This window comes from Nocardia elegans NBRC 108235 (genome assembly GCF_001612845.1).
In the GTDB taxonomy this organism is placed as follows: Bacteria; Actinomycetota; Actinomycetes; order Mycobacteriales; family Mycobacteriaceae; genus Nocardia; species Nocardia nova.
In genome coordinates, this window is sequence record NZ_BDBF01000028.1 from 90,040 (window position 1) to 108,795 (window position 18,756).

Here is an 18,756-nt window from a genome sequence, read left to right on the forward strand (position 1 = left end):
CGCGGTTACGGATCGGGTCGCAGTGCCGGGCGTGCCGGCGTGTCGATCTCGATCCGGCGGATGCCGGAGCGGGGATCGTTGACGACGATGGTGGCCAGAATCGCCCTGTGCGGCGGCAGGATTCGAACGTGAGCCGTCCCGGCGGACGCGGTGGTCAGCTCTGCGGCGACGGTACCGAGTACCCGTCGGCGGGTGGCGGCGGGAAGGTCGTCGAGGCCGTGGTCGTCGATCAGGACGACGTCGACGCCGCGCAACCGCGCGTGGCGCGCGGCTGTTGTGATCGGTTCGGTGGCGAGTGCGGGGGCTCGCAGCGTATCGCGCAGATGTGCCTCGATCAGCCGGCAGTCCTCGCGGGTGCGCTCGTCGAGGGGCTGGGGGCCCGCGACTCGTTCGAGGATGGGGCGGACCATATCGTCCAGGCGCTGGACCTGGGCTCGTCGTTCGTCGAGTGCGGCGGCCGCGGCGGCTTCGGAGCCCACCTGCCGCGTCGACTCCTCCCGCAACCGGAAAATGGCCCGGGCCGCCGGGCGCAGGGTGTAGGCGAAGAAGGTCGCCATCATCAGCGGGCCCAGGTTGATCACCGAAATCGCCACGCCGTGACCGAATCCCTGTCCGCTCTGCCACGACCACACGGCGGAGGTGGCGATCAGCGACAGCAGACCGGCCCACGCGGCTCCCGTGCGTCCGCGCACGCACATGAAGGTCGCGGTCACGGTGCCGGCCCCGAACGACCACAGTTGCGCGACCGAGGTCGGGGGTATCGGCAGGTTGAACAGGGTCAGAGCGGCTGTCGCCGGAATCGAGGCGGCCAGCGCGGCGGTGGCGGGCAGGGGCAGCGGATCGGGGCGGATGCGCAACAGTGCCGCGGTCGCCGCGGCGGTGATGGCCAATCCGGTCGGTACCGGCCACAGGTGACGGGTCTGTTGTGCGGACGAAAGACTCAGTGCCGCTTCCGAAATCAGGTAGAAGGCCGCGATCAGCCAGGCCGGCCGGGTGTCCATACCGAGCAGGGTGCGAGCATCGCGCACCGGACCGGTGGCGGCGCTCATCGCTCGTCCGCCTGCCAGGACAGGTGAATCCGGGTGCCCGCGCCCGGACGGCTCCGCACCTCGACGTCGCCGCCGGGCAGGCGGCGCACCCGCTCCACGATGCTGACGGCCAGCCCGAGGCGGTGGGCCGGAACCTTCGCCGGATCGAATCCGCGGCCGTCGTCGGCCACGGTGACCTCGATCCGGCCGTCGGCGAATCGCAGGCTCACCGTGCGCGCGGCGTGTGCTCCGGCGTGAATGACGCTGTTGCGCACGGCTTCCGCGACGGCCGCACCGAGGATCTGTATCGGTTCGGCGGGGAAGTAGCGGTCGCCGGTGGCCGCGTCCTCGCTCACCGTGACCGGCAGCCGGTCGTCGACATCGGCGACCGCGGTGCGAATGTGCGCGGCGGCCGTCGACGCCGTAAAGCGCTGCGCGCCTTCGGAACCCACGTCGTCGAGCTTGGCCAGCGCCAGTTCGGCCTGGTGGCGCACCTCCGACCGCTGCGTCCCTCGCGCGGCCGCCAGCAATGTCGACATCACCCAGTCGTGCAGCAGGGCGTTGAAGCGGGCGCGTTGCACGATGCGCGCGGTGGCTGCCGCGGCGGCGGCCGCGGCCTCGTGGGCTTCGGTCCTGGTCGCGTCCAGAATCCGTCCGGTGCGCATCGCCATCAGCCCGGCGGCGACGAAGAGCAGGCAGAAGCTGATCGCGAACATCAGATCCGGGACGAAGCGGCCGTTGTGGCCGGGCGCGCGGCAGACATGGTTGATGAGCTGGACCGGAACCACCGCCGCGAGCAGGACGGCCACCGTCCGGCCCGCCGGCCAGACCAGCGCCGCGGACAGTCCGGCCAGGCCGGGAATGGTGGAGATCCACGCATCGGCGCGCAGCAGTTCGCCGTTCCACGCCACGGGCCACAGGACGGCCGCGGCCACGAAACCGAGCGCGGTGACGGCGGCGGTCGCGCGGAGCCACCGGAGGTCGGAATGAAACGAGAACAGGCCCGTCACGATCGCCGGGCCGTAGACGACGCCCACCGCGAGCACCGTCCACCAGAGGGCCAGATCGTCGGCTTGGCTGGAGATGGTCGCGGCCATCAGGAACAGATAGGCCACATAACCGGAGGAGAGGAAGCGGGCGAACAACCGGGTGATGCGGTCCTCCGCCGGGCCTACCGTCGTCCGTGGGTGACCGGCGTCCGGAGCTACCGGCGTCGACGTGGTATCGGCAGCCACCCGTCCTCCAGAGCACGTTTGAACAGTTCGGTTTTGGTGCGCGACGGCCGCCCCGCCTCGGCGTACTTCTGCCGGATCCGGGCCAGATAGGCGTTGACGGTGTCTTCGGTGAGGCCGGTGAGCCGCGCGACCCGGGCCGCCGATTCGCCCGAGGCGTACAGGGCGAGAACGTCGCGCTGGCGAGGGCTGAGGGTGACAGTGGCGAAGTTCTCGTCGGAGTCGATGGCGACCGCCCACTCCGTCGTCGGCACCTGGCGGCCGGCCGCGGCGTCGCGCACCGCGGCGGCGACCACCTCGTCGCGTTCGGATTTCCGCACGACTCCGAGAACGCCGGCCCGGGCGGCGGCGCGCACCAGGAACGGTTCGTCGCCGGAGGTGAATACGAGGGTTTCGATGCCGGCGGCCCGCAGTTGCTCGATATTGGTGGCGGGGGAGGAGCCGTCGGGTAGTCGCAGATCGAGGACGACGAGCCCCAGATCCGTTGTGAAGGAAAGCAATTCCGCTACCGATGCGGCCGTGGCCGCGATGGTGACGGTGGGCTCACCGGCGAGTATCTGGCGCAGGCCGGCGATGGTGACCTGGTGATCCTCGACGACACCGATGCGATAGGGGTCCCCGTCCGCGACATTCTCCCGCATCATGCCCCCTCCTGTTGCCGACCCGCGCCCGGCTACGCCGGTCTCGGCGCGCGAATCCGCCGACGAATGATGATTGTTATTCACTCCGCCGGGGTAATTCATTACGTCCGGCCGTTCGGGCGTTCACGGACAATTGACCAGTTGTCGTGCGAAACGCCGACTGACGCACTCGCCACGGCGGGGCAGACTGAGCGGTATGGGATGGCAGCGCCCCAGGTTCGAGGAAGGAGGCGTGGTTGTCGTGACGGCAGAACCGCGCCATGTACCCACGGTCACGGTGGATTTCGACGATCTCGCCGAGCTGATTCTCGCCGTGCACACGGTCGTCACCGATGTGCCGCGCCGCCTGCGCCGCCGGCACGACAACGTCGTCGACATCGTCGCGGCGACGCTCAGCGATATCCGCCCCTCGGATGCGGGACGCCGTCATCACCTGCTCCGCACCCCCGCGGCGGCCTTCGCGGTCACCCAGCGCGGGGAAACGATCGACGTCGTCATCGAGCGCGACGACACCCTCGTCAGCGCAGGCTTCTTCGACCAAACACCCACGGCCCACACGGATTTCGCCGCCTGGCTCGCCGCCCACACCCACGACGCCCTCCAGGACCGCCACGTCCACTCGATCCTGTCCTGAGCGCTCCGGCGGTCGTCCCCGTCGTGTGATCCTGCTATTCCCTACTGACCGACGGGCTTGCCGAACAGGTTCAGCATGAAGGGGGCGATCTGGGGGAGGAGGGTGGTCCAGAGTTCCGGTGCGAGGAGCACGGATCCGGCGTCCTCGGTGGCGCAGCCTTCCGGGGCGGGGATGCCGGCGAAGCGGTCGGCGAGAAATTTGATCATCAGCGGGATCGCGAACGTGTCGAGGGTCAGGTGTTCGCTGAAATGGTCGCGCAGGTACCGGATGCGGGCGGCGGGGTCGGCGCAATAGGTTGCGACCAGATCGTTGACCGGTCCGACGGGGAGCAGCCAGTCGGGGTTGGCGTGCAGCATGAACATCGGCATATCGGGCACGTGATGGCCCATCTTGATCTCGTTCATCACCGCCACCGCGCGCGGCTCGTCGAGCGGGTGCGCGATCGTGAAGAGGCTGTCGTAGTCGACGAACGGCACGACCAGGGAAGTCGGAACCTGGCAGAGGTTCTGTTCGGCGGCCACGATCGCCCGGCCGAGGGGTGTGAGGTACTTGTCGAAAAGGTCTGCCAGTTCGGGATATTCGCGGCTCGCCCCCACCGCGCCGGCGAAGACGATGCCCGCGCCGGCGTTGGTGCTCGCCATCTTCAGCGCCGCGCCGACATCGGCGGGAATACCGCCTTCGGCGGCGCCGGCGATGGTCAGCTCCGGGGCGTAGTCACGATGCAGTTCGGCGGCGTGCCCGGTGGCCAGCGCGCCGCCGGAATAGCCCATCATCCCCACCCGGGTCTGCGGTCCGTCCAGGCCCATCGGGGCGAAATTCTCCGCGGCGCGGATACCGTCGAGCGTGACCCGGCCTTCGAGCGGACCCGCGCCGAAGGCCTGGTCGGCGCCCTCGGTGTCGGTGACGACCACCGCCCATCCCATCTGCGCGGCGGCGATCGGGACCGCGAACAGGCTACTGGTTTCGGCGGAGCCGGCGAGCGGGCCGAGCGAGCCCACCTGGCTCAGATACGAAGGGCGGCAGTACTGTCCGAGCGAGTCCTCGGCGAACTGATACGACAGCAGGGGCCGGGGTGTGGGGCTGTCGTCGTGCGGTCTCATCACCGTGGTGACCGCGGGAATCGCGCGGCCGCGGGTGTCGGTCGAGCGGAACGACAGTTGCCAGGCATCCATGGTGAACGGCAGTACACCGAGATAGGCGAGGTGGACCTGCCGGGCCGCGATGATCTCGCCCGGCTGCTTACCGTCCACGATCGACCGATCCGGGTGATAGAACTGCGGGTCGAGTTCGGGCGGCAGCGGCGGAACCGGAAACGGCAGTGGCGGTTTCACCGGAACCGACGGTTGCGGATCCGGTGGCGGGGCCGCCGTCGAGACCCCGGCGACCGTCAGAACGGTGGCCACCGCGAGGGCGGCCACGACCAGTGCGTGCCGACGACGAGACGGGCGGATGCTGTGCGCGGTGACGTCCTTGTCCACCCTGTCAGCACACCGCATCGCCGGTACCGCCGGTACCGGCAATTCGACAGCCGGGCGCGGCGCCGTTTGGAAAAGTGCCCAAACGCGCTCAGGGCGCGAAGTGGTGTGCTTGCAGCCGCTGTGCGGTGAGGGCCGCGGCCACGGTCATCGCCTCGGTGGGGTTCTGCGGGTCCAGCCCGATGAGATCCCGGACCCGGCACAGGCGATAGTTGACGGTGTTGCGGTGGATGTCGAGGCGGCGCGCGGTGGCCAGCTGGTTGAGGCCGGTCGCCAGAAACAGCTCGAGCGTCCGCGCCAGGACGGGCTGGGTGTCGAGTGGTTCCAGCATCGCCGCCAGCCCGGGCCGCGCGGCATCACCGGCGGCGACGGTGTATTCGAACTGCAGATCACTTCTGCGGCAGATGTTTTCGTCACGGTCGAGGCAGCGTCCGAGTTCGGCGAGGATCCGGGCCTCGGCGTAGCCCGACGGTATGTCGGGCCGGGCCGCGGTCGCCGTGCCCACCCAGTACGCCGGTGCTCTCCGGGGCAGGCGGGTGCGCAGCAGCGCTGTCGTGTCGCGGCCGTCGTCGCCCGGCGGCAGCGGAATCAGCGCGACCCAGCCCGACATGTCCATCCGCAGAAGAACTCCCGGCATCGATTCGACCCGGTGGCGCAGATCGGCCGCCGTATCACCGATATCGGAGCCCAGCCGGAACACCGTGATCAGGTAGCGCTCGGCGAGCCGGACGGTGGTCCGCCCGGGCCATTGCTGCGGATCATGCCCGGTGAGCAGGGCGTCGGTCACCGCGCGCCGGTGTTCCATGAGCTCAATGTGGGGATCGTGCGCGCGGTCGGCCGCGGCCGCCACGATGCGCTGGGTGAGCAGGCCGAGATAGCGCATCAGCGGCGCGGCCGCCGCGAGCAGCAGTTCGCGGTCGCTCGCCGTCGCCGAGTCGAGCAGGCGATCCCAGACGAACGCCGCCCCGAGCCGGTAGCGGTCCAGGACATCGGTGACCGCCGCACCGTCGCGGACCCGTTCGACCGCGAGCCGCACCATATCGGCGGTGTCGTTCTCGCCGGGTTCGATCCCGGTGCGCAGATAGCAGAAGAACAGGTCGACGTTGAGTTTCACCCCGTGCGCGAAATCCGCTGCCACCAACGATTCCGGCAGCCGCGGATACGGTGGCACCACTGCGTAGAACCCGTCCACCATCGCCACGACGCTGCGGTGCAGCTCATCGATTCCCGGTCCCGGTAGCGATGTCATGGCAGGCCCCTCCGTCCCGCGCGACGATTACGGCGACAACATTCGCTCGATGGTATCGGTCCCGGGCCGGGGTGGCCTGCGGTTCGGATTCGAACCCGAAGGTTCCGCTACCAGTAGCGGACCTGCTTCCCGTCGGTGTCGGTGATGAAGACGGTGGCGTCGGCGGTGTCGAGATCCGCCCGGCGCAGCGGGATGTGGCCGAGGACGATCGGTTCGCCCGTGGCGATCGCGGAGGGCAGGTGCTCGCGCAATTCGCTTGTGGGAAAAAGGGTTCGGCGCGTCGTCGCCTGTGCCAGCACGCCCTGGAGGGTGGCCGGATCGGTGGCGGGGGCGCCGTCGGTCGTCACGACCGTGTAGCGGGCTCCCAGGCTGAGGGCGACGAGGGCTCCGGCTCCGCCCCAGCCGGGCGCCTCCTCGCCGGGGGAGTGCGCGCGCTGGAGGTGGGCATTGTGCGCGAAGGCGAGACTCGGCCCGCGATGCCGCTCCCGCTCGACGATCGTGAGCAGATTGGCGGCCATCATCTCGGCGCGCAGGCTCAGCAGGTCGCCGAGGCGATCGGTGGATGGGGTCGCCATGGCCGCGTGATAACGCAGCAGGCCCTGTGCGGTGCGCGCATGGTCGGCCGCCCGGTCGTAGCCGGTCGGATCGGCCGGCCGTAGGCCCGGACCCGCGCGGTGCAGGGCACTGGCGAGGTCGTCGGCGACGATGCGCAGGGCGCGGGCCCGGTCGGAATTGCCGATGGAGGCGGCCGGGTCGAACATGGCCGCCTCGTTCGTCCAGTCGGCATCCGCACCGGCCAGGGCGTCGAGGTCGGCTGCCGATGCCGGTCGCAGCGCCGCGGGCAGAGAGTCGGCGACCGCGGCCAGCGCACGTCGCGGACTCGGTGCCGCGGAGATCTCCACCGGTGCATCGAAGCCGTAGCAGTGCACGCGATCCTCCGGCGACCGGCCGGTGTTGTAGGCGCGCAGCCATTCGACGAGTTCGCGATTGCCCGGTATTACGCCGAAGCCGTGGCTGAACCCGGTGGCGAGGACCTCGTCGATATCCGCGGTGGCGCCGCGGACGTAGTCGTCGACGCGGGTGGCGGCGAAGAAGTCGATCTCCAGCGCGATCGACCGGAATCCCCGCTGCACGAGGTGGGCCAGAATATCGTTGCGCAGCAACGGAAATGCCGCGATGCCGTGGGTCGGCTCGCCGAGGCCGAGCAGGGCCGGGGCCTCAGGGCACGCGGCGAGCAGTTCGTCGAGGGTGCGGCCCAGGTTCACCGGGTCGTCGAGTGGGCGGCCGATGGCACGCAGTGTGGTGGCAGTGGACATGGATACCCCTTTCCGGCAGCGAATACCTTCGACACTATCGTTGAAGGTTCGAGTGAAACTTCTGCCGAAGCGACCTGGAAAAACACCCGTAGAAGTCTCAAACGGAGGTACATCCTGCGACCCGTCGATCTCGCCCGCGAACACGGATTGTCCGCCCAGGCGATCCGCAATTACGACGAGGCGGGCATCCTGCCGCCGGCCGAGCGCACAGACGCCGGGTATCGTCGCTACACCGCGTTGCACGCGCTGGCGCTGAGCGCATTCCTCGCCCTTCGCACCGGGCACGGACATCAGCAGGCCGCGGAGATCATGCGCTCGATCCATCGCGGCGACCTCGAATCGGCCTACCGGCTCATCGACGCCGCGCATGTCGCGCTGCTGACCGAACGCGGCACTCGCACCGAAGTCGCCGCGGCCTTGAGCGGCCTGTCCGCCGCGCCCACACCGGTTCCCGGCCCGCCCCTGACCGTCGGCGAGCTCGCGCGCCGGCTCGGGGTACACCCGGCTACCTTGCGTACCTGGGAAACTCACGGCATCCTGCGCCCGGAACGCGACCGCGTGACGGGCTATCGCCGGTACGGCCCGGACTGCGTGCGCGACGCCGATATCGCCAGGCAACTGCGTCGCGGCGGCTATCTGTTGCCGCAGGTCGCGCAGTTCCTGGAGTCGTTGCGCGCGGCGGGCGGCGCGCAGGCGCTGAGTACCTTTCTCGATGCGTGGCAGGATCGCCTGACCACCCGCAGCCGACATCTCGTGACCGGCGCGGCTCGCCTCGACGAGTACCTGACGCAGGTGGATCGGGTCCGGTAGCCGGCCCGGACGGTCGCGCCGCGCCGTAATGGGTTGTGGCGGTGTGGCGATGGGTACGTCAGGAACATGATCACACCCAAGGAGGCAGCGTGAAACGATGGATCGTGCGTACGTTGGCGATGGCCGGTGCGGCGGCGCCGTTGGCGTTCGGCGGCGTGGCCGGCGCCGACACTCCCGGGCCCGTGTACTTCTCCGCGGGGAGGTTGAACTGCTCGATCGCCGACGACGGCAGCGTGGGATGCGACCTCGCCGATCCGACGTGGATGTCCATCCAGCTCGGCGGCAATGTGTCGGTGCCGGTGCCCTTCCCGGTCCGCGAGGTCGTCATCGACGTGCCGTGGGCGCCCGCGCATCCGGGGTTCGATGCCGGGACTCCGCATACCCTGCCCGGCGGCAATCCGGACATCTCGACCTACGGCCAGAGCGCCGGGTCCGGGCCGACGGCCGGACCCGCGGTCTCGCACGCCGGGTCGACGTGTGCGGTCGGGTTCCACGGCAGCTTCTCCTGTGATGCGAAGGGCCACCACTTCTTCTACTACGAGCAGATCACCGGCAGCTGATCCCGCCGACGAACCCCGGTGGCGCAATTCGCCCGCACTCCGATGGACGGAAGCCGGACCGATTGCGCACCAGGGTTTTTCCGGGCCGATCAAATGCCGTGCAATTCGGGTAGTTCGCCGCCGGCCCAGCGCGCATAGGTGTGTTCGGGGGTCACCGTGATGACGTCGGTGATCGCGAGGAGGTCGGCGGGGATCACCCGGTCGGCGAAGTGGTCGAGGCTCGGAACGACCACGGCCTCGGCATCGAGGCGTACCACCGCGTCGATCAACTGCTGGATCGGATCGATGGTGCGGTTGCTCAGTGCCACGGTCTTGCACAGGTTGTAGCCCAGACGCCCTGCCAGCCATCGGATTTGGGACTCGTCCCAATGCTGGTGCCGTCGCGAGACATCTCTGCGCAGATATCCGAGGGCAAGGAAGGTCATGTCGGTCCATCCTCGAGTCGACTACACGCGGGCGAACTCGGTGGCCAGGGAGCTTCAGTCTCAGCATCTTTCTGGCAAACTCGAGCTTAACGGCGTTTTTCGTGCCGTGACAAGCAGCCGCTGCGGCACCGGCGGCCGGGTGTCCGGTCGAGTTTGCTGAGGCGGAAATCGTTCTGCGCAGGTAGCGGCCATTTTTCGGCGCCCCGCGGAGTGCGCCGAAGATCAACGGGGACAGGCGTTCAGGGCACTTTCATCGCCGCCGGATGCCCTCTTCTTCGCAGATGGCGTGGGTCGGAAATGTCGACCCGAGGCGGCCGCCGTCCCGTGCATCCGCAGTGCCGCGCCGATGTCGCGTCCAGCCCGAAATGTTCGGCGAATCAGGTTGCTACGCACGCCATTTCGAAGCGAGATGGCGGTCGGCATCCCTGCTGTGCCGCCTCCTCGCGCCGAAACACGCGTGGCCCCGGCACCGCACTGTGCTGGAGCCACGCGGAGGCCGACGATCTCGGCCGATCTCGGTCAGTCCCGGTCGTATGCCGGTTCCGAGGGGTCCGGTTCGGTGACTTCGCTGCCGGAGGGCAGGTCGTAGCCGAGCCGCACATCGTGTTCGACCGCGCCGCCGGCGACCTCGACCCGGCCCTCGCGCGGCGGGTAGCCACGAACCACCACGGTGTGGGTGCCTTCGGTCAGGTCGGTCACGGTGTAGCGGCCGTCGCCGTCGGTGCGGGCGGTGCCGAGTACCGCGCCGGTCTCGTCGAGCACCGTGACCAGGGCGTCGGGCACCGCCCGGTCGCCGGCCCGGACCGCGCCGGTGAGCACGGCCAGCGGGGTCAGTTCCACATCGTGGTGCAGGACGCCGCTGTCGGGCACGGTCAGCGTCATGGCGGCCGGGCGCAGATGCGCGGCCACCGCGACGAGTGTGTAGGTGCCGCCCACGACACCCGAGCACAGGTATCCGCCGTCGGCATCGGTGACCGCCGCGCCGACGACCTGGCCACGCAGATCGGTGAGAGTGACGGTCGCGTCGGGAACCGCCCGGCCCGCCGCGCGGACGAAGCCGGACAACTCACCCGAACCGTGCAGTGTGACGTCGAGGCGTTGCGGCCGGCCGTCGACCGAGACGGTGACCGCGGTCGGCTGCTGTCCGCGGGCCGACACGATCAGCACGTAGCTGCCGGGGGCCGGCGGAGCGATCACGTAGCCGCCCTGCGGATCACCGGTGGCCCGCGAGACCTGATGTCCCTGCTGATCGATGAGCGTCAGCGCCACACCGTCGAGCGGATGACCGTCGGTGCGCAGCACGCGTCCGGTGATCGAACGCTGGGACCGGGCGGGCGGAGCCGCCGCGGACATCACCGCGGTGGCCGCGAGCGCGTGGCGACCGGCGGATACGGCATGCCCGTTGGCGGCCGGCCGGCCGGTTTCGGCCTCGGCGTCCGCATCGGTGACCAGACCGGCGGCGGCCGCTTCGGCCAGTTCCTGCGCCTCGTGTTCGACGTAGTCGCCGCGGGCGAACCAGGACGCGATCGAACCGAGCAGCATCATCACCGCGGCGGCGAGAAACACCACCACCAAGCCCGAGTGGAACGGGTCGGAGATCAGGTGCGGGAAGAACTCCTGGCCGGTCAGCACATCGGAGTGCACCCCCGGCTTGTCCAATGTGCCGCTCGGGCCGAGCAATTCCTTGAACGGGTTGTAGCCGAGGAAGGTCGCGAACAGGCTGCCGACCGGCGGCATATCCGCGATGTGTCCCGCGACGTCGGCGGGGACGCCCTGGTCCTTCAGCCCGGAATTCATCGCGCCGGGCAGGGTGCCGGACAGGCCGACGATCATCAGCGAGAAGAAGATGCCGATCGACAGCGCCATACCGCCGTTCATCAGCGTCGCGCGCATACCGGAGGCGACGCCGCGCTGCGAGGCCGGGACCGCCGACATGACCTCGGCGGTGTTCGGCGAGGTGAAAATGCCCATGCCGAGGCCGTTGAGCAGGATGATCAGGGCGAACAGCCAGTAGTTGAAGTTCACCGGGATCACGATCAGCAGGACGAAGGTGATCGCGGCGAGCAACAGGCCACCGGTGGCGAACAACCGCCCGCCGAAACGGTCGCTCAGATAGCCGGACAGCGGTCCCGAGACCAGGAAGCCGATGGTCAGCGGCAGCATGTAGATACCGGCCCACAGCGGCGTCGATTCGAAGTCGAAGCCGTGCAGCGGCAGCCAGATTCCCTGCAACCAGATGATGAGCATGAACTGCAGGCCGCCGCGGCTGATCGAGGCCATCAGACTCGCGAAACTGCCCAGCGCGAAGGTCCGGTTGCGGAACAGGCTCAGGTGGAACATGGGCTGGCGCGACTTCGCCTCGATGACGCAGAACAGCACGAGCAGGGCGATGCCGCCGATGACTCCGGTCAGCACCCACGGGTTGCCCCAGCCGGTCTTGGAGTCGCCGTAGGGCTGGATGCCGTAGGTGATACCGGCCAGCAGCGCCGTCAGGCCGAGGGCGAAGGTGACGGTACCCGGGATGTCGAGCGACCCGGGCGTGCGTGCGCCGTTGTCGCGCAGCGACTTGTAGGACCAGATGGTGCCGAGGATGCCGAACGGCACGCTGACCCAGAAGATGGCCTTCCAGTCCCATTCGGCCAGCAGACCGCCGATCAGCAGACCCAGGAACGAACCGGCCACGGCCGCGACCTGGTTGATGCCCAGAGCCATGCCGCGCTGCCTGGCCGGGAAGGCGTCGGTGAGGATGGCCGTCGAATTGGCCATCAGCATCGCGCCGCCGACACCTTGCGCCACACGCCAGGCGATCAGCCATATCGCACCGCCGCCGAGATCGAACGGATCGAACGACAGCGCTATCGCGCAGACGGTGAATATGACGAAGCCGAGGTTGTAGATGCGCACTCGGCCGAACATGTCGCCGAGGCGGCCGAACATCACCACGAGCACCGCGGAGGTGAGCATGAAGCCCATCAGCATCCACAGCAGGTAGCTGACGTTGGCGGGTTCGAGCGGATTGAGGTGGATCCCGCGGAAGATCGCCGGCAGGGAGATGATCACGATCGACGAGTTGATCGTGACCATCAACATGCCGAGGGTCGTATTCGACAGTGCCACCCACTTGTAGTGCGGGTGGTCGTGATCTACCCGGAGCCGGCGGCCGACGGTCTGGATGTCGGAGGTATCCAGGTCCTCGGCGGGTTGGGCGGAAGCCAAGTTCTCTCCCTCATCGACAGGAAAACGGAATGGGTCTCCAAATAATATAGTTGCGATGGCTAACTAATTGAAGAGGAGTATGTCACGTCCGAATTGTCCGGACTCTAGGTTTGATTCGGCGGGCATGTAATCGGTGTGCGACGTGATCGGCGCGCTCGAACCGGGGACACAGCGGCGGAAACTTCCGGCAACCACAGGTCGACGGGTAGCGTATCGCCGCGCAACACTGCTCTCGGATCGCCCTTGTGTGTCGTAAACCCGATGGTTACCTTCTCGAAAGGAATTGCATGCCAAAGGATTTGACGCAGTTGCAGTTGCTCACCGAACTGGAGCCGGTCGTCGCGGACCAATTGGACCGGCATCTGGCCACCGCCAAGGAATGGCATCCGCACGATTATGTGCCGTGGGACGAAGGCCGCAATTTCGCCGCACTCGGCGGTGTCGATTGGGATCCCGAACAGTCTCGTCTGTCGGAGGTGGCGAAGGTCGCCATGATCACCAATCTGCTCACCGAGGACAATCTGCCCTCCTATCACCGGACCATCAGCGAGCATTTCTCCCGCGACGGCGCCTGGGGCACCTGGGTCGGGCGGTGGACCGCCGAGGAGAACCGTCACGCCATCGCCATGCGCGATTATCTGGTGGTCACCCGCGGGGTCGACCCGGTGGCGCTGGAGCAGGACCGGATGGTGCACATGACGCGCGGCGTGCACGCGCCCGAGTACTTCCACGGCATGCTCGACCAGGTCGTCTACGTGACGTTCCAAGAGCTGGCCACTCGCATCAGCCACCGCTCCACCGGCCGGGTGTGCGGCGATCCGATCGCCGACCACATGCTCGCGCGGATCGCGGCCGACGAGAATCTGCACATGATCTTCTACCGGTCGATCGCGGCGGCGGCGTTCGATCTGGCGCCGGATCAGGCGATGGAATCGGTCACCGAGATCGCGAAGAATTTCGCCATGCCCGGCACCGGAATGCCGAACTGGCGGCGCAACGGTGTGCTGATGGTCAAGCACGGCATCTACGATCTGCGCCAGCATCTCGACGAGGTGCTCAACCCGGTGCTGCGGCACTGGAATGTCTTCGGCCGCACCGATTTCACCGAGCGGGGCGAGCGCGCCCGCCAGGAGCTCGCCGACTATCTCGACAAGCTCGGCCGCGACGTCGTGCGCTTCGAGGAGCAGCGGGCGCGCATCCTGGCCCGGGAGGCGGCCAAGGCGGAGAACCGGGATCCGGCGCGGGTGTAGCCGGGCCGGTGAAATCGGTTGGGCCGGTGAGATCAGCGGGCCAAGGGTTTTCCGTGGCCCGGTATCAGCAGCCGCGGCCGGTGGGCGATCAAGGATTCCGCGGTGGTATGGGTCTGTGTCTCGTCGTGGTTGAAGACCTCGGGTAGTGCTTGGAGTCCGGTGTCGGGAAGTAGTGGATGGCCGGTGACCAGGGCGTCGCCACTGAACAGGATGCCCTCGTCGGGCATGAGGTAGGCGGTGTGGCCGGTGGTGTGCCCCGGCGTCGGGACGGCCACGATACCGCCGGGCAACTGCCGCAGGGTGTTCTCGTCGTAGGTGGTGGCGGTGGGGACGCTCATGCGGACGTGGCCGCCCAGCGCGCGCAGTGTCTGGAACACCCACCGCGGTCCACCGGGAGTGCCGAGCTGGCGGGCCATGTCCACGGGAGTGATCTGCTGCAGATATTCGCGGCGCGCGTGCGCGGCCTCGTCCGCGCCCGTGTAGACCGGCACACCCGTGCGTTCGACCAGGGTCGGGATGGCGCCGATGTGGTCGAGGTGGGCGTGGGTCAGCAGAATCGCCACCAGATCGGCCGGTTCGTGGCCGATCCGGCGGAGCGAGTCGAGTACCGCGCCGGTATCGCGCGGATAGCCGGCGTCGACGAGGACCACGCCGGAATCGCCGGTGATCAGCGACCAGTTGACGTTGGTTCCGGCCACCACGTACACCGAATCGGCGACCTGCTCGATGGCGCTCATGCGGCGATCCTCCCGCGCTCGTGCTGTTCACCGGCCGGCCGCGACCGGCCGGCGGCGGTCTTCTCCCGCGTCCGCGCGCTCGGCGAGCGCGGGACGACTGCGGTGTCGGGTGCCGCGTTGCGGCGGAGTGTGGTGACCCGGTGCTGCGGGTCGCCGAGGTCGAAGTGGTTCTGCACACCGGCGATGGTGGTTGTGGTTGCCGCATCGCGCAACCGCGCACCGCTCACCTGGGCCGCTCCGTCGCGAGGGGCCCGCCGGTGGCGCTGTCGCACATCCGCTGTACGTCTCAGCACGCGGCGCGGGTGGGGATCGAAAGGGGTTGTCCGGGAACCAGTTCGACGGGGCCGCCCGGCGTCTGCAGGGTGATCGGGTCGCCCGAGATGAGGGTCAGCGTGGTGTTCGCGGGCGTGATGTGAACGGTCGCCCGGGTGGCGCCGATCGCCAGGCCGCGCATGGTCAGGCCGTCGGGGAAGCCGCCGGGCAGCATCGGATCGATGGACGGGCCGCTCTCGGTCCAGCGCAATCCGAGCGGTGCGTAGAGCAGTCCCTGCAGGAATCCCGCGGCACCGGTGACGAAGATCCACGCCGACTGCCCCTGCGCGTTGGCGCCCGACCGGTCCCCGCGCGCCTCGGCCTGGAATCCGTACGGTTCGCGGGCATACGGCTGCACGGATCGGTCCAGGTAGTACTGGGTGCGACAGGGGTCGTAGCGGGCACTGAGGATCGCGCCGACGCTGTTGCTCATATTCGGGCCGTCCGGATCGGTGCGGTCGAAGTAGTACCGCGTGGTCGCGGCCGGCGAATAGCCGGGCGCCGCATAGGTGAACGGGTAGCTGAGCAACACCGTGTCGGCCTGTTTGATCGGGGCGCCGGTGTAGCCGAGATATTCGGCGGGCACCCCCGGCGCGATATCGGGCGGCATCGCCATATGCGCTGCGATATCGGCCCAGCGCGGGTCGACGGGAAGACCGGAGAGTCCGGCGGCCCGGGCGGCGATGTCCATCGTGTTGCGCACGCCGCCGTTGGTGAGGGCGTTGTCGACCGAGAAGGTGACGTACTCGTCGGATCCGGCGGCCGGGGCGAAATGGTAGGCACCGTCGGGCATTTTCGGCCCGATCCGCGCGGTCAGGTAGTCGGCGATCGCGGTGATCACCGGCGCGCCGCGGGTGCGCAGCCAGTCGCTGTCGCCGGTGGCCAGGTAGTACTGCCATTGGGCCAGGGCGATCTCGTTGTGCAGATGTTCCTCGGTCAGGCCGCAGCCGATCGGGGAGGCGCAGCGCTGCGCGGGCCCGTCGTCCCAGGGATACAGCGCACCGGGCAGTCCGTAGCCGCGGGCGTTGGCCCGGGCGGCGGGCAGTGCGGCGGCGCGGAAATCGACCACGGTGCGAGCCAGGTCCGGATACAGCGCCAGCAGCGTCGGGAAGATCCAGGTCTCGGCATCCCAGAACGTCATGCCCCCGTAGTCGTCGGACGACAGTCCCGCCGGTTGCACCGACCAGCGCTCGCCCGCGCGCACGCTGGCCAGAACGGAATACAGCGCGGCGCGGATCCATCGGGTGTAGTCGGTGCGCCCCGGAGTCTCGATGGCGGGCTGCCACAACCGATCCCACTGCGCGGCGTGGGCGGAATGCGTGGCGTCGAACCCCTGGGCGCGGCCCGATTCGGCCGCGGCGGTGGCGGCGGCCAGGGGATCGGATCCGTAGTCGGTGGAGGAGATGCCGGTGTAGGCGGTGAAGGTGTAGCTGTCGTTCCCGGTGACGGGCAGCAGATAGCGGATCCCGTCGGCGCCGGGCAGCGCGGTGCCCGCGGCCTGCGGCGGGGAATCGACGGACGACACCACGAATGCCGTATCGGAGGTTCCCTCGGCGCGGACTCCCGACACCGTGCGTCCGCTGCTCGGATCGGCCGTCGTCGTCACCGGGACGACCCGCCGCGCCGCCGCGCCGTCGATCCGGTCGACGACCGCGAGCTCGCCCGGGCGCTCGGGTGTGACGGTCAGTTTCTGCACCGCGAGATCCGGCCGGTCGCGGGAGACGAAGGTGTCGTAGCGAAGCCGCAGCCGATGCTCGGGATCCGGTGTCCAGTCGGCCCGGGTGGTCACCGTCGCGGTGCGGTAGTCCAGCGTCTGCCGGTAGTCGTGCACGGTCGCCGGGTCCACGTCCGCGTCGTAGCGGTGACCGTCGACTTCGACGGCCAGCCCCGTCCACGCAGGCAGCGCCGCGATCACCTGGGTGTACTGCGGCGACCGGAGGTATTCCGGTGACAGTGCGGCCTGCGCGTAGAAGCCCGCCAAATACGTTCCGGTATAACGGGATTGCTGCAGCGGGAAGGAGGTCCGCGCCGCGTCGCCGTAGTCGTGGTAGCCGCCGCCGCTGGGCGGCAGCACCGTCCCGATCCGGCCGTTGCCCAGATATGGCGCGGTATGGAAATCGCCGGGTGCGAACGATTCCGCTGTCGAGGACCACAGCTCGTCCGCCGGGATCGCGGTGGCCACCGGTGGCGGTGCGGCCACCACACCGAGGACGACGATCACTACCGGCCACAAGCGCCGACGCCGCGCAGCGGGCGTCCTTCGGATCGGGCTCACCCCGACGATCGTCGGAACCGGCCGTCGCGTGGTCAACCCGACACGCGCGGCACGGTCCGATATCGGGCCGGAAATATCGCCCGGCGCCTCAGTCTTCGGAGAAGTCGATCCCGTTCGCGGAGAAGTCGATCTGGGCGGCCGCGTTGCCGACGGCGGTCACCATGCCGGTGCCGATCGGCCCGCGGGAATCGAAAAGCGTTGCGGTGCCGACGGATACACCGTTAGCGGTGAGGTGGGTCTCGGCCCGCAGCCCGATCCGGTCGCCGACGGGCAGGCGGTCGAGTGCCACGGTGAGGTCGGCATTGATGTATCCGATGCCCCGCGACCCCCAGTTGGTCACCAGGCTGGTGGACTCGGCGGCGACCACGGCCTCCACGAACGCGCTGCGCTCCTCACCCTCGACCGCCCCCAGCGGCACCGCCCACAGGCTCTTGCGGCCGGAGTTCTGGTGGTCGCCCATCGACGTCGACCAGTCGTTGTCGCTGCGGTACCACCAATCCACCCCGGCGTCGGCGGGTGGGTCGAACGGATGCTCGGAATGCCACTCCTCGCCCGCAGGGGCCTCGGTGGCGCGCAGTTGAACCAGGCGCGCTTCCGCGACCTCGACCTCACCCTGGCGCACCGTGGCCGAGGCGATGTGGATCCGCCGCCCGGCGCGGATCACCTCGGTGTGCACCTCGAGGGGCTGTCCCTTCGCCGCCTTGAACAGGTCGATGGTGAATCGAGCCGGCACGAAACCGGGCAGCCCGTGTTCCCGTTCGAGGGTGCGCGCGGCGGCCGCGCAGACGGCGGGGCCGCTGAGCATGTCCGCACCCCAGCGGCCGTACGCCCACTTCCGGGGCAGGTACCGACCGGCGTCGTCGACGGTGAACATGGCAGGCATATCGGTCATCAGCTCATAGTGTCCTATCGCCGCCGGCGGCCTGCGGCCGACTCACTTGGTGGGCAGGGCGTTTTGCAACCCGCCGACGTCGGTGATCTTCCAGTCCGCGTTGCGGTCGATGGTGAGGGAGTAGGTCACGGTGGTGCGACCGCCGTCGGGAGTCTGCGCGCTGGTCGATGTCACGTCCAGGTAGGCGTTGACCTTGTAGATGCCGTCCGATTCGGAGGTCACCGCGGCCGACAGCGGCGTCGCCTTCGACGTCCACTGCAGCGGGAGCAGGATCTGCTCGAGTTGCGGTGCGGTCGCGTCGAACTTCGCCGCCAGCTGCGTGGTGGTGCCGGACTTCAACCGCTCGATCCAGCTCTTCACATCGTGATAGTCGATGGTCGACGCGCCGACGGCGTACTTCGACGCGATGTCCTCGGCGTGTTTGTCGCCGGCGGCCGCGGCGTCACGATCGGACAGGGTGGAACGCGCCGAGAAGTACAGGCACCCGAACACGATGGCCACCGCCAGCAAGACGACGATCACCGCGGTGGTCACTACGGTGGAGAGCCGGACGGCGATCGTCAGCGGCGCCCGCCGCTCGGTGGCAGCCGCGGAAGACTGTGCGGCACCGGATTTTTCGTCCTGATCCGCCTCCGCCGCCCGGATGTCCTTCTCGTCTACTGCTGTGCTCATCGGTTCGTTCCTCCTGCCGGTCGGGCTGGCTG

General features: G+C 68.9%; 17 protein-coding genes and 1 pseudogene. 4 read left to right on the forward strand and 14 right to left on the reverse strand.

Going from position 1 to position 18,756, the window contains the following annotated elements:
• Positions 1–5 precede the first annotated feature (5 nt).
• Genes NE2_RS20470 through NE2_RS20480 form a run of 3 tightly spaced genes read right to left on the reverse strand, consistent with a single transcriptional unit; the run spans position 6 to position 2,904 of the window.
• Positions 6–1,049, reverse strand: coding sequence for a DUF8320 family protein (locus NE2_RS20470; protein ID WP_063028504.1), 1,044 nt, complete (start codon positions 1,047–1,049; stop codon positions 6–8).
• Positions 1,046–2,263 (reverse strand): sensor histidine kinase, encoded by a 1,218-nt coding sequence (locus NE2_RS20475; protein ID WP_084494188.1) that lies wholly within the window; start codon positions 2,261–2,263, stop codon positions 1,046–1,048. The genes NE2_RS20470 and NE2_RS20475 overlap by 4 nt, the downstream gene beginning before the upstream one ends.
• Positions 2,233–2,904, reverse strand: a complete 672-nt coding sequence (locus NE2_RS20480) for a response regulator transcription factor (RefSeq protein ID WP_228816936.1) — start codon at positions 2,902–2,904, stop codon at positions 2,233–2,235. The genes NE2_RS20475 and NE2_RS20480 overlap by 31 nt, the downstream gene beginning before the upstream one ends.
• A 238-nt stretch (positions 2,905–3,142) precedes the next feature.
• On the opposite strand from NE2_RS20480, the gene NE2_RS20485 reads away from it, so the two are divergent.
• Positions 3,143–3,535 (forward strand): hypothetical protein, encoded by a 393-nt coding sequence (locus tag NE2_RS20485; RefSeq protein WP_063028506.1) that lies wholly within the window; start codon positions 3,143–3,145, stop codon positions 3,533–3,535.
• 41 nt (positions 3,536–3,576) lie between these two features.
• Here NE2_RS20485 and NE2_RS20490 read toward each other — a convergent pair whose 3' ends face one another.
• From NE2_RS20490 to NE2_RS20500, 3 genes are all read right to left on the reverse strand, one after another.
• The gene (locus tag NE2_RS20490; protein ID WP_167356762.1) at positions 3,577–5,013 is read right to left on the reverse strand and encodes a lipase family protein; all 1,437 of its coding nucleotides are present in this window, start codon (positions 5,011–5,013) and stop codon (positions 3,577–3,579) included.
• 88 nt (positions 5,014–5,101) lie between these two features.
• On the reverse strand, positions 5,102–6,259 hold the full coding sequence (locus NE2_RS20495; protein ID WP_063028507.1) for a PucR family transcriptional regulator: 1,158 nt from the start codon (positions 6,257–6,259) through the stop codon (positions 5,102–5,104).
• A 107-nt stretch (positions 6,260–6,366) separates the two neighbouring features.
• Positions 6,367–7,575 carry an erythromycin esterase family protein gene (locus NE2_RS20500; RefSeq protein ID WP_063028509.1) on the reverse strand — a complete coding sequence of 403 codons (1,209 nt, stop codon included), beginning with the start codon at positions 7,573–7,575 and terminating at the stop codon, positions 6,367–6,369.
• A gap of 114 nt (positions 7,576–7,689) precedes the next feature.
• Here NE2_RS20500 and NE2_RS20505 point away from each other — a divergent pair, with 114 nt between their 5' ends.
• Both NE2_RS20505 and NE2_RS20510 read left to right on the forward strand, forming a co-directional pair.
• Positions 7,690–8,385: a MerR family transcriptional regulator gene (locus NE2_RS20505; protein WP_063028559.1), complete on the forward strand. Its 696-nt coding sequence runs from the start codon at positions 7,690–7,692 to the stop codon at positions 8,383–8,385.
• An 89-nt stretch (positions 8,386–8,474) separates the two neighbouring features.
• On the forward strand, positions 8,475–8,945 hold the full coding sequence (locus tag NE2_RS20510; protein WP_030513711.1) for a hypothetical protein: 471 nt from the start codon (positions 8,475–8,477) through the stop codon (positions 8,943–8,945).
• 89 nt (positions 8,946–9,034) lie between these two features.
• On the opposite strand, the gene NE2_RS20515 is transcribed toward NE2_RS20510, so the two are convergent.
• The 3 genes and pseudogenes from NE2_RS20515 to NE2_RS37210 form a co-directional block, all read right to left on the reverse strand.
• Positions 9,035–9,370, reverse strand: a complete 336-nt coding sequence (locus NE2_RS20515) for a hypothetical protein (RefSeq protein ID WP_063012843.1) — start codon at positions 9,368–9,370, stop codon at positions 9,035–9,037.
• Between the two features lie 519 nt (positions 9,371–9,889).
• Positions 9,890–10,723, reverse strand: coding sequence for an MSCRAMM family protein (locus NE2_RS37205; protein ID WP_228817037.1), 834 nt, complete (start codon positions 10,721–10,723; stop codon positions 9,890–9,892).
• Positions 10,724–10,852: 129 nt separating this feature from the next.
• Positions 10,853–12,460: pseudogene (locus NE2_RS37210) on the reverse strand (MFS transporter); the annotation flags it as partial.
• A 413-nt stretch (positions 12,461–12,873) separates the two neighbouring features.
• Between NE2_RS37210 and NE2_RS20525 the strand changes: the two are divergent.
• Positions 12,874–13,836, forward strand: coding sequence for an acyl-ACP desaturase (locus tag NE2_RS20525; protein WP_063028511.1), 963 nt, complete (start codon positions 12,874–12,876; stop codon positions 13,834–13,836).
• 32 nt (positions 13,837–13,868) lie between these two features.
• Here NE2_RS20525 and NE2_RS20530 read toward each other — a convergent pair whose 3' ends face one another.
• The 5 genes from NE2_RS20530 to NE2_RS20550 form a co-directional block, all read right to left on the reverse strand.
• A complete protein-coding gene (locus NE2_RS20530; RefSeq protein ID WP_063028513.1) occupies positions 13,869–14,573 on the reverse strand; it encodes an MBL fold metallo-hydrolase in 705 nt (234 codons plus the stop codon).
• A complete protein-coding gene (locus NE2_RS20535; protein WP_063028515.1) occupies positions 14,570–14,800 on the reverse strand; it encodes a hypothetical protein in 231 nt (76 codons plus the stop codon). Before NE2_RS20535 ends, NE2_RS20530 begins: the two co-directional genes overlap by 4 nt.
• 59 nt (positions 14,801–14,859) lie before the next feature.
• Positions 14,860–17,106 (reverse strand): glycosyl hydrolase family 65 domain-containing protein, encoded by a 2,247-nt coding sequence (locus NE2_RS20540; protein ID WP_063028517.1) that lies wholly within the window; start codon positions 17,104–17,106, stop codon positions 14,860–14,862.
• Between the two features lie 142 nt (positions 17,107–17,248).
• Positions 17,249–18,052 (reverse strand): acyl-CoA thioesterase domain-containing protein, encoded by an 804-nt coding sequence (locus tag NE2_RS20545; protein WP_063028519.1) that lies wholly within the window; start codon positions 18,050–18,052, stop codon positions 17,249–17,251.
• A gap of 42 nt (positions 18,053–18,094) precedes the next feature.
• The gene (locus NE2_RS20550; protein ID WP_063028521.1) at positions 18,095–18,724 is read right to left on the reverse strand and encodes a hypothetical protein; all 630 of its coding nucleotides are present in this window, start codon (positions 18,722–18,724) and stop codon (positions 18,095–18,097) included.
• Positions 18,725–18,756 lie beyond the last annotated feature (32 nt).